Annotated in this window: 17 protein-coding genes, 1 pseudogene and 1 other annotated feature; of the genes and pseudogenes, 15 read left to right on the forward strand and 3 right to left on the reverse strand. The window is 46.3% G+C overall.

Annotated elements, in window-relative coordinates; translation table 11 throughout:
- Positions 1–15: 15 nt before the first annotated feature.
- The 7 genes from mphK (at position 16) to RAC86_RS02250 (ending at position 5,893) form a co-directional block, all read left to right on the forward strand.
- Positions 16–936, forward strand: coding sequence for a macrolide 2'-phosphotransferase MphK (gene mphK / locus RAC86_RS02220; protein ID WP_014112521.1), 921 nt, complete (start codon positions 16–18; stop codon positions 934–936).
- Positions 937–992: 56 nt separating this feature from the next.
- Positions 993–1,240, forward strand: a binding site (T-box leader).
- Between the two features lie 95 nt (positions 1,241–1,335).
- On the forward strand, positions 1,336–1,497 hold the full coding sequence (locus tag RAC86_RS02225; protein WP_014112522.1) for a tryptophan RNA-binding attenuator protein inhibitory protein: 162 nt from the start codon (positions 1,336–1,338) through the stop codon (positions 1,495–1,497).
- A gap of 20 nt (positions 1,498–1,517) precedes the next feature.
- A complete protein-coding gene (locus tag RAC86_RS02230) occupies positions 1,518–2,456 on the forward strand; it encodes a DMT family transporter (RefSeq protein ID WP_072565681.1) in 939 nt (312 codons plus the stop codon).
- A gap of 96 nt (positions 2,457–2,552) precedes the next feature.
- Complete coding sequence (ycbL, locus tag RAC86_RS02235) at positions 2,553–3,233, forward strand: two-component system response regulator YcbL (RefSeq protein ID WP_080490499.1); 681 nt, start codon at positions 2,553–2,555, stop codon at positions 3,231–3,233.
- A gap of 1 nt (position 3,234) precedes the next feature.
- Positions 3,235–4,170: a HAMP domain-containing histidine kinase gene (locus tag RAC86_RS02240; RefSeq protein ID WP_072565683.1), complete on the forward strand. Its 936-nt coding sequence runs from the start codon at positions 3,235–3,237 to the stop codon at positions 4,168–4,170.
- A gap of 94 nt (positions 4,171–4,264) precedes the next feature.
- Positions 4,265–5,188: an ABC transporter ATP-binding protein gene (locus tag RAC86_RS02245; protein WP_072565684.1), complete on the forward strand. Its 924-nt coding sequence runs from the start codon at positions 4,265–4,267 to the stop codon at positions 5,186–5,188.
- An 18-nt stretch (positions 5,189–5,206) separates the two neighbouring features.
- Positions 5,207–5,893 carry an ABC transporter permease gene (locus tag RAC86_RS02250; protein WP_072566804.1) on the forward strand — a complete coding sequence of 229 codons (687 nt, stop codon included), beginning with the start codon at positions 5,207–5,209 and terminating at the stop codon, positions 5,891–5,893.
- Between the two features lie 20 nt (positions 5,894–5,913).
- Here the strand turns inward: RAC86_RS02250 and RAC86_RS02255 are convergent.
- Together RAC86_RS02255 and RAC86_RS02260 are read right to left on the reverse strand one after the other, a co-directional pair.
- Positions 5,914–5,976 (reverse strand): annotated as a pseudogene (locus tag RAC86_RS02255) (hypothetical protein); the annotation flags it as partial.
- Complete coding sequence (locus tag RAC86_RS02260; RefSeq protein WP_014112528.1) at positions 5,948–6,334, reverse strand: YndM family protein; 387 nt, start codon at positions 6,332–6,334, stop codon at positions 5,948–5,950. The pseudogene RAC86_RS02255 and the gene RAC86_RS02260, both read right to left, overlap by 29 nt.
- Positions 6,335–6,446: 112 nt before the next feature.
- On the opposite strand from RAC86_RS02260, the gene RAC86_RS02265 reads away from it, so the two are divergent.
- The 7 genes from RAC86_RS02265 to tatC all read left to right on the forward strand — a co-directional run bounded on the left by RAC86_RS02265 (position 6,447) and on the right by tatC (position 12,068).
- Entirely contained in the window at positions 6,447–7,682 is a 1,236-nt protein-coding gene (locus RAC86_RS02265; protein WP_072565685.1) for a serpin family protein, read from the forward strand.
- A gap of 83 nt (positions 7,683–7,765) precedes the next feature.
- The gene (cwlJ, locus tag RAC86_RS02270) at positions 7,766–8,194 is read left to right on the forward strand and encodes a cell wall hydrolase CwlJ (protein ID WP_014112530.1); all 429 of its coding nucleotides are present in this window, start codon (positions 7,766–7,768) and stop codon (positions 8,192–8,194) included.
- Between the two features lie 99 nt (positions 8,195–8,293).
- Positions 8,294–9,031, forward strand: coding sequence for a vWA domain-containing protein (locus RAC86_RS02275; RefSeq protein WP_072565686.1), 738 nt, complete (start codon positions 8,294–8,296; stop codon positions 9,029–9,031).
- A 79-nt stretch (positions 9,032–9,110) separates the two neighbouring features.
- Entirely contained in the window at positions 9,111–9,287 is a 177-nt protein-coding gene (locus RAC86_RS02280) for a hypothetical protein (RefSeq protein ID WP_072565687.1), read from the forward strand.
- An 18-nt stretch (positions 9,288–9,305) separates the two neighbouring features.
- The gene (gene phoD, locus RAC86_RS02285; RefSeq protein WP_061187000.1) at positions 9,306–11,057 is read left to right on the forward strand and encodes an alkaline phosphatase PhoD; all 1,752 of its coding nucleotides are present in this window, start codon (positions 9,306–9,308) and stop codon (positions 11,055–11,057) included.
- Between the two features lie 13 nt (positions 11,058–11,070).
- Positions 11,071–11,283, forward strand: coding sequence for a sec-independent protein translocase protein TatAD (gene tatAD, locus RAC86_RS02290; RefSeq protein WP_003223835.1), 213 nt, complete (start codon positions 11,071–11,073; stop codon positions 11,281–11,283).
- Positions 11,284–11,342: 59 nt separating this feature from the next.
- Positions 11,343–12,068: a twin-arginine translocase subunit TatC gene (tatC, locus tag RAC86_RS02295; RefSeq protein WP_014112534.1), complete on the forward strand. Its 726-nt coding sequence runs from the start codon at positions 11,343–11,345 to the stop codon at positions 12,066–12,068.
- On the opposite strand, the gene pcp is transcribed toward tatC, so the two are convergent.
- Positions 12,065–12,712, reverse strand: coding sequence for a pyroglutamyl-peptidase I (pcp, locus tag RAC86_RS02300; RefSeq protein ID WP_014112535.1), 648 nt, complete (start codon positions 12,710–12,712; stop codon positions 12,065–12,067). The genes tatC and pcp overlap by 4 nt on opposite strands.
- 79 nt (positions 12,713–12,791) lie before the next feature.
- On the opposite strand from pcp, the gene RAC86_RS02305 reads away from it, so the two are divergent.
- Positions 12,792–13,904 carry an aminotransferase class V-fold PLP-dependent enzyme gene (locus RAC86_RS02305; RefSeq protein WP_072565688.1) on the forward strand — a complete coding sequence of 371 codons (1,113 nt, stop codon included), beginning with the start codon at positions 12,792–12,794 and terminating at the stop codon, positions 13,902–13,904.
- Positions 13,905–13,934: the final 30 nt, after the last annotated feature.

Below are 13,934 nucleotides of genomic sequence, written 5' to 3' on the forward strand. Positions count from 1 at the left end.
GAAAGGGGAAAAGAGATGACAAACCAGAACGAGAAAAAGCTTATCACTGAAATTGTCGGACTCGCACGTAACCAAGGTTTGGCGGTTCACTCCGAAAACGCGCAATTGAATGAGACTGGAATGGATTTTCAAGTTGTATTTGCCGAGGACGATACAGGTATGTCATGGGTGCTGCGAAAACCGCGGCGAAGTGATGTTGTGGATAGAGCAGCTTCAGAAGGCAGAACGCTTGCCTTTCTCCGCGCGAATCTTACAGCTGATGTGCCGGATTGGAACATTCACACACCGGAATTGATCGCTTACCCAATGTTGGAAGGAACGCCAGCCGCTGGGATTGATTTGGAACAGAAACAGTATGTATGGAATATGAATCATCAGCCGCCATCAGACGGCTTTGTTCATACACTTGCCGAGATACTGGCAGAATTACATGGCATGGATCAAACATCTGCCGGCCAATCCGGAATAGAAGTGATTATGCCAGAGAATTTTAGGAAAATGACAGCTGAATCGATGGTTGATGTAAAAAATAAGCTAGGCGTATCTAAGCAGCTGTGGGAAAGATGGCAAACGTGGATAAATGATGATGCATACTGGCCGGGTTTCTCCGCGCTGATACACGGCGATCTCCACCCGCCGCATATTTTGATTGGCCAAAACGAACATGTAACAGGCCTTCTGGATTGGACAGAAGCCAAAGTCGCCGATCCCGCAAAAGATTTTATCTTTTTTCAAATGCTGTTCGGGGAAGAGGAAACCGCCCGTTTGCTTGAATACTATGATCGAGCAGGCGGCCGCATTTGGGCGAAAATGCAGGAACACATCTCAGAGATGCAGGCGGCATACCCGCTGGAAGTTGCCAAGTTTGCTCTGCAGACACAGCAGGAGGGGCACATCAAAATGGCGCTGGAAGCACTTGGCGTAAAATCGGATTAAGAATTGACTTCTTTAAATGAACCGAGTATTATAATTTTTACTAACAAAAGAACGGATCAACAATCGTGAGGAAGAGTAAGTACGCAGCAGTGTGGAGGTTCAGAGAGTCGGTGGCAGGTGTGAACCGGCCCTCCCCTGATGCCGAATGGGCTTCTGAATTGCTTTGCTGAACGGATAGTAGGCGAAGCCGGGATTCTCTCCCCGTTACCAAGAGAGGAGTATCGAAACGGATGTTTTCTGTACTGAGAGTGAACAGCTGTATAGCTGTTAATAAAGGTGGTACCGCGAGACCCTCGTCCTTTGTATAGGACGGGGGTTTTTTGTGTTTCTTAAAGGAGGTGACGGCCAATGGATGATGGCTGGTGGTGCATAACAGATCAATAGGAAAGGAGAATTCAAATGGTCATAGCAACTGATGATTTAGAGGTCGCGTGTCCTGAATGTGATAGAACAGGAGAAAGCGAAGGGAAACCTTGTCCGGCATGCGGCGGGAAGGGTGTCATTCTGACTGCTCAAGGAAATACGCTTCTGCATTTTATACAAAAGCATTTGAACAAGTAAAGGAGAAAAGCTGAGCTGAGATGAGAGTAGAAGAGCAGAGTAAGATTCACAAAGCCGCAGCAGGTACGGTTTTTTTGCTGATCGGAACAGCCTGTTTTGCGTCTAAATCGATTTGGATTAAATGGGCATATGAAAAGGGTGCTGGGCCAGACGCGGTATTGTTATACAGGCAGCTGTTTACTGTTCCGCTGTTTTGGCTGATTTTTTGGTTATACCGTCCTCCAATGCCAGACGGTATGAAAAAAGGAGACCGATGGAGAGCGTGTGTCGCGGGAGTGTTTTGTTTTTTTCTGTCTCCCTTGCTTGATTTTATTGGGCTGAACCATGTATCCGCAATGGTTGAACGTATATTGCTGATGAGCTATCCGTTGTTTGTATTCGGATTCACCGCGTGTTGTGACCGGAAAATGGGTTCAATTCAGGACCTTTTCGCAGTGCTGGCGGTCATGTTCGGTCTTTTCCTTGCGCTGGGCGGCTGGAATGCTGAGCTTTTTCAGACCAATAGAATTGGAGCTGTATTTATTTTGTTGTCCTCGGCCGTCTATGCTGGTTTTCTTGTCCTTACCGGGCATCTCGTCCATCAAATCGGCGGCATCCGTCTCAATGCATATGGGATGACAGCAGCCGGAGCGGCCATGATGCTTTACACAGGCGTAAAGGCGGCGGTCGGCATGAATACGCCAATGGCAGCATATTCGCCTGATGTGTACGGTTTGTTTGTGTTAATCGCAGTCGTCTCCACTGTGATTCCATTTGTGCTGATGCTTGAGGGCATAAAACGAATCGGGGCACTGCGAGCCGCCGCCATTTCAATGGCAGGGCCTGTCCTGACGATTTTCTTTGGAGCTTTATTTCTCGGCGAGCGTCTCCAGCTTATTCAAGCCATTGGATGTGCCGCCGTATTCATTGTCATAACGGGCATGGAATATAGAAAACTGAAATCAGGAAAAAATGAATAATTTTTGTAAAACACACATGTTTTTCAATTACAATAAGTGTAATCACGTGTGTGTTTTTTGATTTTACAAAGGTTAGGTGAGAAGATGCAGCGCATATTGCTTGTGGAGGACGACCATTCAATCAGTGAAATGGTGGATCATTATTTAACAAAAGAAGGCTTTGAGATGGTGCATGCTTTCGACGGAGAAGAAGGTATCCGGCTGTTTAAGCAGGATTCATACGATTTGATTCTCCTTGATATCATGCTCCCGAAGCTGAACGGCATGGATTTTCTGAAAATCATCCGGGAACAAAGCAATATTCCGGTTTTGATGATTTCAGCAAAAGACGGGGATGTGGACAAGGCATTGGGACTGGGGTTTGGGGCGGATGATTATATCGCCAAACCGTTTTCAATGATTGAGCTGACAGCCAGGGTAAAAGCCGCGATACGACGGGCGACGCAATATTCGGCGGAGGAACCGGCTGAGAATAAGGTGGTCCGGATTCATCAGCTTACGATAGATATAGACAATGTCTCGGTTTTGAAAAACGGAGAACCGCTTCAGCTGACGTCAACAGAATGGCAGCTGCTGTGCCTATTTGCGGCAAATCCTAAAAAAGTGTTTACGAAAGAACAAATCTACCGTTCCGTGTGGAATGAAGAGTACTTTGGCGATCAAAACATCATTAACGTACATATGCGGCGGCTTAGAGAAAAGATTGAAGATGATCCCTCTTCACCTCAATATATTAAAACGTTATGGGGCATCGGTTATAAATTAGGAGAGTTTTAAAATGGTAGTGTTATGGATGGCCGCTGTCATTGTTTTGGTGTGTCTGAATGTGATTCAATTCATGATGAAAAAGAAGCGGGACAGGAATCTGGCATACACGGCAGAACAGCTTGGCGCCATGCTCAATAGGGATTCGGCAGGGCAAATTTTGCTTCATACAGACAATCAGGCACTCAAAGACTTGCTTGTCAACATCAATCTACTCGTTGAGAATCGTCAGCAGCTCAGCGCCCAGTTTGCCAAAACAGAGCAATCCATGAAGCGGATGCTGACCAATATGTCGCACGATCTTAAAACGCCGTTAACGGTCATTCTCGGTTATATCGAAACCATTCAAAGTGACCCGGACATGCCGGACGAAGAGCGGGAAAGATTGCTGGGGAAGCTCCGCCAGAAAACAAATGAACTCATTCAGATGATCAACTCCTTTTTTGATTTGGCCAAATTAGAATCTGAAGATAAAGACATTCCAATCGCTAAAATACATATGAACGACATATGCAAACGAAATATACTGCACTATTATGACGCTGTTCAGTCAAAAGGCTTTCAAGCTGCCATCGATATCCCGGATACGCCGGTGTATGCGCAGGCGAATGAAGAGGCACTGGACAGAATCCTGCAAAACCTATTATCCAATGCGATTCAATATGGCGCGGCCGGCAAGTTTATCGGCATGACGCTGTCCTATGATGAGACGAACATTGCCGTCACTGTATGGGATCGGGGAAAAGGGATCAGTGAAACCGATCAGCAGCGTGTGTTTGAGAGGCTGTACACACTTGAAGAATCAAGAAATAAAGCATTTCAAGGAAGCGGTCTCGGTTTAACCATCACGAAACGGCTTACAGAAAAAATGGGAGGCGCCATCTCCGTTCAAAGCAAGCCGTACGAACGGACTGCATTTACGATTACATTGAAACGAATGACATATTAACAAACGTAAGAATGTCTTAAGATTTGAGAAATAAAAATGACAGGGCTCGCCGCTACAATAGAAAACAGGAAAAGAGAGGGAAGGAGAAACAAAGTTGGCTTATATCGTACAAACAAACGGACTGACCAAAACGTATCAGGGCAAAGAAGTTGTCTCCAATGTCAGCATGCATATTAAAAAAGGCGAAATTTATGGCTTTCTCGGCCCAAACGGAGCGGGTAAAACAACCATTATGAAAATGCTGACGAGCCTTGTCAAACCGACAAGCGGTGAAATCAGCATCCTAGGGAACAAGCTCACCCACACGTCATACGAGGTGCTGGGGAACATTGGCAGTATGATTGAATATCCGATTTTTTATGAAAACCTGTCAGCTGCAGAAAATTTAGATCTGCATTGTGAATACATGGGATACCACAATAAAAAAGCCATTCAAGAAGTGCTGGATATGGTGAATTTAAAACAAATTGACAAAAAGCCCGTCAAAACATTTTCGCTCGGGATGAAGCAGCGCCTTGGGATTGCGCGTGCGATCCTCACGAAGCCTGATCTGCTTATTTTGGATGAGCCGGTGAATGGTCTTGACCCTATCGGCATCAAAAAGATCAGGCAATTGTTTCAAGTGCTGAGCAAAGAGTACGGTATGACGCTGCTGATCTCAAGCCACTTGCTGAGTGAAATCGAACAAATTGCGGACACGATTGGCGTCATTCGGGACGGCAGGCTGCTTGAAGAAGTGTCAATGGAAGATGTAAGAGGCCAGAACACTGAATACATCGAGCTTGTCACACCGAATCAGACAAGGGCCTGCTTTGTGCTGGAGAAGGAACTGCATGTAACTAACTTTAAAATCTTAAATGAGAAAACGATTCGAATTTACGAGGCTGAAGCCTCTCAGTCTGCCATATCCAAAGCGTTGATTTTGAATGATGTAGACATTGAATCAATGAACAAAAAGTATACGTCGCTGGAGGATTATTTTATCAACTTGATCAACGGCAATAGCATCGGTGCGTAAAGGAGGAGAGACACGTTGATGAATTTGATCAGAATCGAATTAAGAAAAATGAAGATGGGCTGGTATGTCAGAGGTGCCCTCATTGCCAACTTGAACATCATGGGCTTTTTGTGGCTGATCTGCTATTCCGAAAAAGCCGAAAGCGGGGTTTCGTTCCAAAGCACGGAGGAAGCGTTTCTCATCATAGGCACTTTCGTCAGAGCGGTATTTATCGTTTTTGGCGCAGTGCTGATCGCAAAACTGGTGATTTCGGAATATAAAAACAAAACCATTCTTGTGATGTTCACGTACCCGATCAGCCGGAAAAAGCTGCTCACTGCTAAGCTCATGATCGCGGGCGGACTGACGTTTATCACGATTTTACTATCAAATATATTCATAGCCGCCGGTTTCTTTTGGCTGAACTCGATCTACCATTTCATACCGGGAGAGCTTACTTCCGAGATCATTTCTCAGCAGGCCATAAAAATGGCGGTTTTCGCTTTTGGCGCCGCTGGAACCAGTTTAGTTCCCATCTTTTTTGGGATGCGTAAACACTCGGTTCCGGCAACCATCATTTCGTCTGTAGTGATTGTTATGCTCATCAGTTCAACAAGCCCGGGTTTCTCCATTTCGTCTGTTGTTTATATCCCATTATCTTTGGCGGCTTTCGGTTTGGGTTTTTCCTATATGGCGATCAGGAACGCAGACAAGCAGGATGCGTAAACAAAGGCGCCCATTATTCATAAAAGGCCGATGCTGCCAGCACCGGCCTTTCTACTATGAATCTGTTCTTGTTTCAAGATAATGCTTCTTGCCAATCTCTTTGCTCATCATATAGAAGTGGAAGCAATATTCACCGATTGCCATGGCGATCGCGCCGAATAAAGCCGCCAATGCTACTTCACCGCCAGTCATCCCCATAGAAAGCGGCATGCCCATCAGCCAAATGACGAGAAAGGCCAGACCGAAATCAGCTAAAGTCGCAATCATATTATTCCATCTCGGCAATACATAAAGATCGCCCAGCAAATAAGAAATAACTCCTAACACAATCGTCATTAAGAGCGTATCACCAAACGTGAAACCAAAGCCCAGACCAAGCACTAGATACAACACAATAATCGTCATAATACCTTTAATCGCGAGCGCTTTCACATGTGTCATTCCAAAGTACCTCCTTCTGTGATTCGATTTGTTATGTATGATTCCTCAAATGCAGAAAGTTAAACCTTATATTGTGTTTTTACAGTCCATGTAAAGGGAGTGAATCGTTTGTATGAAAGGAGAGGTGTTCACAGTGATGCTGCTATTTATGCTTAGCGGAGGCGGCTGCAAACCTGTTGAAGAACCGGCATCATCTGCTCAATCACCTGCTTCATCTGATTCTGCAAAAAACAAAGCTTACGACATTCATGAGGGTTTTATTGACGCTGAGCGTATATTCGGAACCGAATTGTTTCAAAACATGTCAAATAAAGACGGATTAACGGACAATCTGCTGATCTCCCCATATAGCTTGCAGCAAATGCTGATAATGACTGCAAATGGAGCGGAGGGAGATACATTAAAAGAAATCAAAGCTGCTTTATATTTGTCGGGCCTTCGTGACAGCATGATAAATGAGTCATCGCTCGCGCTCATGAAAAGGTTTGAATCTTTGTCTGAAGGTGATCTGCTGACTGCCAATGCTGTATGGACAAGGCTTGAGGCAAAGCCTGGCTTTAAACAAACGATTAAACAATTCTTCTCAGGCAGTGTCTTTAAAATGGATGCCAATATTCAGACCGCAAAGAACTTGATCAATCAGTGGACGGCTCACCAAACGAAAGGGCATATTGACGACATCGCAGATCATCTTTCGCCGGAAGCTGTTTCCCTTTTGGTAAACACCGTCTATTTTCAAGAAAAGTGGGCGCTGCCGTTTGACCAGCATGTGACCGCTGAGGAGCATTTTTTTCTGCCTGACGGCTCGGCCAAAAAACTGCTGATGATGAAGCAGACTGCACGCCTTGCTTATTTAGAAAATGAATTGTTCCAAGCAGTCAAGCTTCCATATGAAGATCAACAACTTTCTTTTACTTTATTTCTGCCGAAGAAAAAGCAGGCTTCTTTCATGTCTCTTTTTACAAATCAAAACATAAAAGCATGGGACAGCGCATTTCAGCCAAAAACAGTGAAGCTGAGCATGCCCCGTTTTACACTGAAAGGGCAGTATAACGTAAAACGCGCTCTTTACGATATGGGGATGAAACCCTTCTTTTCCGATGCTGACTTTTCCAGAATGTTTACTGAAGGCCGAGGTGTTTCAATCGATGATGTAAATCACCACACATTTATCAAGGTGGATGAATCAGGAACCGAGGCTGCGGCTGCCTCGTCAGCGGAAATCGTTGAGTCCGCTCTCGCGCCAGACGCTACCTTGACGGCCGACCGCCCATTTTTCTTTGTCATCACAGATGAACAAACAAAGAGCCTTTTGTTTTTAGGTTTTGTCGCAAATCCGAATGAATAAATTTAAAAACTTCTCCTGTCCCTCCGTCATCACTTTTGAAGTCATGAAATATGATGAAAGGAGATCAAGGGGGAGGTGACGTGATGGCGGTCGTAAAAGCAACGAGTGCGGATGTCGATTTGATGGCAAGGCTGCTCAGAGCGGAAGCGGAAGGCGAAGGCAAGCAGGGGATGCTGCTTGTCGGCAACGTAGGAATTAATCGGCTGCGGGCGAATTGCTCAGATTTTAAAGGCCTCCGCACCATCAGGCAGATGATTTATCAGCCGCACGCGTTTGAGGCTGTGACTCATGGATATTTTTATCAAAGGGCGCGAGATAGTGAGCGTGCCCTTGCACGCCGGTCGATTAATGGTGAAAGGCGCTGGCCTGCAAAATTTAGTTTGTGGTACTTCAGGCCGGAGGGAGACTGTCCATCCCAGTGGTATAACCAGCCGTTTGTGGCCAGATACAAGTCACACTGTTTTTATCAGCCGACGGCTGAAACGTGTGAAAATGTATATAACACATTTTAGAGACAGGACGCCGTTCAAATTGAACGGTGTTTTTCTTTGAAAAGAGATGCAATGAAAAATATTCTTGTGAGATAATCTTAGAAAAAAGAGCTGACGGAGATGACAGAATGGCAACAATCCCTGCAAAAGAAAAGCGTAAAGATCGTACTGGAGAAAAAGCAATTAACGAAGGTGACGGCTCGTGTCGGCCTGGTGCTTGATATTACGGGTTCAATGAGAACGCTCTACAAAAACGGAACGGTTCAAAACGTGGTGGAGCGGATTTTGGCTGTGGCTGATCAATTTGATGACAACGGCTTGCTGGATATATGGGTGTATGATAACGAATTCTCCCGATTAAAGCCAGTCTCTGAAAAAGATTTTTCGGGCTATGTCGATCGTGAAATTTTGAATAATGACCGCTTGCATAAATTCGGCAGAAATGATGAGCCGCCGGTCATGAAAGACGTGCTGCGTAAATATATTGTGGAGGAACCGAGCTCATATCCCGCTTTCGTCGTTTTTATCAATGACGGAGGCTGTAAAAAGTCGATCAAACCGATCATTAGAGCTTCCTCTGATAAACCGGTGTTTTGGCAGTTTGTCGGCGTTGGAAACGGAAACTTCGATTTTCTCAATAAACTGGATACGTTAGAAGGACGTGCTGTTGATAACACGAGCTTCCTGCATATCGAAGAGATTGACCGCATTTCTGATGATGAGCTTTATGACGCTCTGCTAACTGAATTTCCATTTTGGCTAAAAGAAGCGAAGGAAAAAGGGATTGTAAGAGAACAAGAGCCTCCTGCTGAAAAGCCGAAAAAGAAGGGCTTTTTCAGCAGATTATTTTCGAAATAACTGATACGGCACTGAGTCATTCTGCGAAATGGCTCGGTGTTTTTGTTTTTTTAAGATCGTGTGAAGAAAAATAGTCCGAATGGGCGGCTTGCAAACGACAGGATATGCAGAAAACGCGCCATTTAGCCAGCTTTCGGCACATTTCAGCGTCAGGCTTGTGAGTGAAGACCTGTTTCTGATGTTCAGCACTTACAATCGGTTCACACTTCTTCACAGCCATTTAACAATGATTTTCTATAATGGAGGCGATCAATGAGAAGAGAGGGGATCTTGAATGGCATACGACAGTCGTTTTGATGAATGGGTACAGAAACTGAAAGAGGAAAGCTTTCAAAACAATACGTTTGACCGCCGCAAATTTATTCAAGGAGCGGGGAAGATTGCAGGACTTTCTCTTGGACTGACCATTGCTCAGTCAGTTGGTGCATTTGAAGTAAATGCCGCGCCTAAGTTCTCGAGCTATCCGTTTACGTTAGGGGTTGCGTCTGGAGATCCGCTTTCTGACAGTGTCGTGCTGTGGACGCGCTTGGCACCAGATCCGCTGAACGGCGGGGGAATGCCGAATCAGGCGGTGCCTGTCAAATGGGAAGTCGCAAAGGATGAGCATTTCCGCAAGATTGTGAGAAAGGGCACTGAAATGGCCAAACCGAATCTCGCTCACTCAGTTCACGTGGAAGCGGACGGGCTTGAGCCGAACAAAGTGTACTATTACCGTTTCAAAACCGGACATGAACTAAGCCCTGTCGGAAAAACAAAAACGCTGCCTGCCCCTGGCGCCAATGTGCCGCAAATGACCTTTGCATTCGCTTCCTGCCAGCAATATGAGCATGGATATTATACGGCCTACAAACATATGGCGAAGGAAAAGCTTGATCTTGTCTTCCATCTCGGTGATTACATATATGAATACGGTCCAAATGAATATGTATCAAAAACAGGCAATGTCCGCACGCACAACAGCGCAGAAATCATTACGCTGCAAGACTATCGGAACCGACATGCCCAATACCGTTCTGACGCCAATCTAAAAGCTGCACATGCGGCGTTCCCTTGGGTTGTGACGTGGGATGACCATGAAGTCGAAAACAACTATGCCAATAAAATACCGGAAAAAGGACAATCGATTGAAGCATTTGTACTCCGCCGCGCGGCTGCTTACCAGGCGTACTATGAACATATGCCGCTCCGCATCTCCTCTCTGCCGAATGGTCCGGATATGCAGCTGTACCGGCACTTTACGTATGGGAACCTGGCGTCCTTCAATGTCCTTGATACACGCCAGTACAGGGACGACCAAGCCAATAACGACGGCAATAAGCCACCTTCTGATGAATCGCGAAATCCGAATCGTACCCTGTTAGGAAAAGAACAGGAACAGTGGCTTTTCAGCAATTTGAGCAGCTCGACAGCCCACTGGAATGTGCTGGCGCAGCAGATTTTCTTTGCGAAGTGGAATTTCGGGACAAGCGCAAGCCCGATCTACAGCATGGATTCGTGGGACGGCTACCCTGCTCAGCGCGAACGGGTTGTCAATTTCATTAAAAGTAAAAATCTGAATAACGTTGTCGTGCTGACAGGAGATGTACACGCAAGCTGGGCATCGAATTTGCATGTCGACTTTGAGAAGACAAGTTCAAAAATTTTCGGGGCTGAATTTGTCGGCACCTCGATCACATCCGGAGGAAACGGAGCGGATAAGCGGGCGGATACAGACCAAATTTTAAAGGAAAATCCGCATATCAAGTTCTTTAACGATTATCGCGGATATGTCCGCTGTACAGTGACGCCTCACCAGTGGAAAGCCGATTACCGGGTGATGCCGTTTGTGACAGAGCCGGGCGCAGCCATTTCAACACGGGCTTCATTCGTTTACCAAAAGGACCAAACTGGACTGAGAAAGGTATCATCCACAACGATCCAAGGCGGGGTGAAGCAATCCGATGAGGTCGAAGAGGATCGTTTCTTTGCACACAACAAAGCCCACGAAAAACAAATGATTAAGAAACGGGCAAAAATCACGAATTAAGGAGTGAAAAAACATGTTTTCAAACATTGGTATACCGGGCTTGATTCTGATCTTTGTCATTGCCCTCATTATTTTTGGCCCTTCAAAGCTGCCGGAAATCGGGCGTGCCGCCGGACGGACCCTGCTTGAATTTAAAAGCGCCACAAAATCACTAGTGTCTGGTGATGAAAAAGAAGAAAAATCAGCTGAGCTGACAGCGGTAAAGCAGGACAAAAACGCGGGCTGAGTGCTGATGAGGCAGACACCGGGTCTGCCTCTTTTTTATGAAAGGGAGGGCTTTTTTGAATGGATAAAAAAGAAACCCATTTGATCGGGCATTTAGAAGAGCTTCGCCGCCGGATTATCGTGACTCTCGCGGCATTTCTTCTATTTCTCATCACGGCTTTTTTGTTCGTGCAGGACATTTATGACTGGCTGATCAGGGATTTGGACGGAAAGCTGGCTGTGCTTGGCCCGAGTGAAATCCTCTGGGTGTATATGATGCTTGCCGGCATTTGTGCCATTGCGGCTTCCATCCCTGTTGCCGCGTACCAGCTGTGGCGTTTCGTTGCCCCGGCGCTCACGAAAACGGAGCGCAAGGTGACGCTCATGTACATACCCGGGTTATTTGCATTGTTTTTGGCGGGCATCTCTTTCGGATACTTTGTCTTGTTTCCGATCGTGCTCAGCTTTTTGACTCATTTGTCTTCCGGCCATTTTGAAACAATGTTTACGGCTGACCGATATTTCAGGTTTATGGTGAATTTGAGCCTGCCGTTTGGCTTTCTGTTTGAAATGCCTTTAGTGGTGATGTTTTTAACAAGGCTGGGTGTCCTAAATCCCTATCGGCTGGCCAAAGCAAGAAAGCTGTCCTATTTTTTGCTGATCGTCGTGTCTGTATTGATTACACCGCCTGATTTCATTTCTGATTTTCTCGTTATGATCCCGCTGCTTGTCCTGTTTGAAGTAAGTGTCACCCTATCGGCGTTTGTCTACAAAAAGAGACTGACAAGCGAAACGGCGGCCGCTTAGTGCAGCGTACCGCCCGGTGACTTCAAATCCTCATCATATTGTGCGGCCGTAACAGCGGCGATTCTCAATGCTCGGACAATCGTGTCCAGGCTGAGGCTCGGCGCTGTTTTGTCGATTGTTTGCTCTGGAATGAAAGGGATATGAATAAACCCGCCGCGAATGTGCGGGGATGTCCGGCTAATGTGATCCATTAACCCGTAGAACAAATAGTTGCATACAAATGTACCCGCTGTATAAGAAACCGCAGCTGGAATCCCGTTTTCCTTCATCTTCGCAGTCATTCGTTTCACGGGAAGTCCCGTCCAGTAAGCGGCGGGCCCTCTTGGAGAAATCTCTTCATCAATCGGCTGATGTCCTTCATTATCGGGGATGCGCGCGTCTGCAAGATTGATTGCCACCCGTTCCGGGGTGATCTGCATCCGCCCTCCGGCTTGGCCGACACAGATCACGATATCCGGCTGATGCTTCTGAATGGCTTTCCGCAGCGTGTCCAGAGCGGTTCTAAAGACAGTGGGAATTTGTTCTGCTGTGATGATTGCTTCATCCGTCTCTAAGCCATTCAGCTGTTTCGCCGCTTCCCATGACGGATTGACGGTTTCTTTGTCAAAAGGGTCAAAGCCTGTGATCAGCACTTTTTTTCTCATCTTCCCATCTCCTTTTTACTTTTATTCTATTGTTTATTTTTGGGTTTTTCATCAAAATAATGAAAAGGAGTGAATCACAATGGAGCATTTGCCGCAGAAGTATCGCCAGCTGTTCCCAACCGTGCAGACACATACGATGCTTGCCAGCTGTTCTCAGAGCGCGTTGGCAGAGCCTGTAACAAGGGCGATCAAAGACTATCATGACAGCCTGCTGCATATGGGGACGAACTGGAATGAAGCAATCGAAAAAACAGAGAGTGCGAGAAATGAGTTTGCAAAGCTGATAGGGGCTGAACCGGATGAAATTGCGATTGTGCCGTCAGTTTCTGATGCGCTGGTTTCCGCAGCATCGTCCTTATCTGTTTTTGGAAAGAAGCGTGTTGTGTATACAGAGATGGATTTTCCGTCGGTATCTCATGTTTGGCAGGCACAATCCGATTATACCGTATCCGTCATTCCATCAATAGACGGTGAGCTGCCGCTCGAACAATATGAAACATATATTATGGATGAAACAGTGCTGACATGTGTTCCGCACGTTCATTATCGTGACGGCTTTGTTCAGGATGTAAAAGCAATCGCTGAGATTACTCAGAGAAAGGGTTCTTTGTTATTTGTGGATGCTTATCAATCAGCGGGGCACATTCCCATTGATGTAAAAGCGTGGGGGGTTGATATGCTGGCGGCAGGCACCCGGAAGTATTTGCTTGGCATACCGGGAATGGCGTTTCTTTATGTGAGAAAGGAGCTGGCGGATGCACTGAAGCCGAAAACATCAGCTTGGTTCGGCTGGGAGAGCGGGTTTGAAGCGGCTTATGCGAAAGGCGCGCGGCGATTTCAAACAGGCACTCCTGCTTTTATCAGCGTATACGCAGCGGCAGCGGCTTTATCACTGCTGAATCATATCGGGGTTTCTCATATCCGGGATCATGTGAAAACGATCTGTGCCGATGCATGTCAATATGCTGCTGAAAAAGGCCTGCAGCTGGCGGCGGCACCATCGGGAGAGCAGCCGGGCATGGTTGCGATCCGGGATGAGCGGGCATCGGAAACAGCGGCGCTGCTGAAGAAGAAAAAAGTGATTTGCGCGCCGCGGGACGCTGTCATCCGTCTCGCTCCTCATTTTTATAACACGAAGGATGAATTGCGTCATGCGATTGATGAAATCGCGGCAAAAACGATCCACATGTAAACATAAAAAAGCCCCTGATTTGAAGATCAG

This window comes from Bacillus sp. LR_5 (assembly GCF_042709275.1).

Coding starts and splice junctions, on each gene's coding strand:
- RAC86_RS02260 (WP_014112528.1), bottom strand. CDS start 6,334: ATGACACATGTGAAAGCGCTCGCGATTAAAGGTATTATGACGATTATT.
- mphK (WP_014112521.1), top strand. CDS start 16: ATGACAAACCAGAACGAGAAAAAGCTTATCACTGAAATTGTCGGACTC.
- RAC86_RS02250 (WP_072566804.1), top strand. CDS start 5,207: ATGAATTTGATCAGAATCGAATTAAGAAAAATGAAGATGGGCTGGTAT.
- RAC86_RS02275 (WP_072565686.1), top strand. CDS start 8,294: ATGACAGAATGGCAACAATCCCTGCAAAAGAAAAGCGTAAAGATCGTA.
- cwlJ (WP_014112530.1), top strand. CDS start 7,766: ATGGCGGTCGTAAAAGCAACGAGTGCGGATGTCGATTTGATGGCAAGG.
- phoD (WP_061187000.1), top strand. CDS start 9,306: ATGGCATACGACAGTCGTTTTGATGAATGGGTACAGAAACTGAAAGAG.
- pcp (WP_014112535.1), bottom strand. CDS start 12,712: ATGAGAAAAAAAGTGCTGATCACAGGCTTTGACCCTTTTGACAAAGAA.
- tatC (WP_014112534.1), top strand. CDS start 11,343: ATGGATAAAAAAGAAACCCATTTGATCGGGCATTTAGAAGAGCTTCGC.
- tatAD (WP_003223835.1), top strand. CDS start 11,071: ATGTTTTCAAACATTGGTATACCGGGCTTGATTCTGATCTTTGTCATT.
- RAC86_RS02265 (WP_072565685.1), top strand. CDS start 6,447: ATGAAAGGAGAGGTGTTCACAGTGATGCTGCTATTTATGCTTAGCGGA.
- RAC86_RS02280 (WP_072565687.1), top strand. CDS start 9,111: ATGGGCGGCTTGCAAACGACAGGATATGCAGAAAACGCGCCATTTAGC.
- RAC86_RS02225 (WP_014112522.1), top strand. CDS start 1,336: ATGGTCATAGCAACTGATGATTTAGAGGTCGCGTGTCCTGAATGTGAT.
- RAC86_RS02240 (WP_072565683.1), top strand. CDS start 3,235: ATGGTAGTGTTATGGATGGCCGCTGTCATTGTTTTGGTGTGTCTGAAT.
- RAC86_RS02305 (WP_072565688.1), top strand. CDS start 12,792: ATGGAGCATTTGCCGCAGAAGTATCGCCAGCTGTTCCCAACCGTGCAG.
- RAC86_RS02230 (WP_072565681.1), top strand. CDS start 1,518: ATGAGAGTAGAAGAGCAGAGTAAGATTCACAAAGCCGCAGCAGGTACG.